Annotated in this window: 1 protein-coding gene; it reads left to right on the top strand. The window is 69.9% G+C overall.

The features are described 5' to 3' along the window. A partial coding sequence (gene ampE, locus FQ705_RS01975; RefSeq protein WP_186307762.1) for a regulatory signaling modulator protein AmpE occupies window positions 1-452 on the top strand: 452 nt, incomplete at both ends.

The following is a 452-nucleotide window of genomic DNA, read 5'->3' as shown; positions in this document are numbered from 1 at the left end:
TGGCCTCGCACCGGCACGTGTTCGGCGTGTTCTTCTGGTTCGTGCTGCCGTTCGGCCCGGCCGGCGCGGTGCTGTACCGGATCGCCGAATACCTGTCGCGCAGCTGGTCGGTGCCGACCGACGATCGCACCGAGGCGTTCTCGAATTTCGCGCAGCGCGCCTTCTTCGTGATCGACTGGATTCCCTCGCGGCTGACCGCGCTGGGTTTCGCCATCGTCGGCAATTTCGAGGATGCGATCTACGCTTGGCGCAACCATACGCGCCAATGGCCCGACTCGAACGACGGCGTGCTGCTCGCCTCCGGCAGCGGCGCGCTGGGCGCGCGGCTGGCCGGTCCGCTGGCCGAGCCGTCCAGCGTCGATGCCCTGTCGGTGGGCGATAGCGGCCCGCTGTCGGTCGGCGACGACTGCACGCCGCGCACCCTGCAATCGGCGGTCGGCCTGGTCTGGCGC

Origin of the sequence: Paraburkholderia sp. BCC1884 (assembly GCF_900996225.1) — a bacterium.
Taxonomy (GTDB): domain Bacteria; phylum Pseudomonadota; class Gammaproteobacteria; order Burkholderiales; family Burkholderiaceae; genus Paraburkholderia.
The sequence above is the reverse complement of the archived record's forward strand: the minus strand, read 5'-3'. Positions and strand labels throughout refer to the sequence as shown.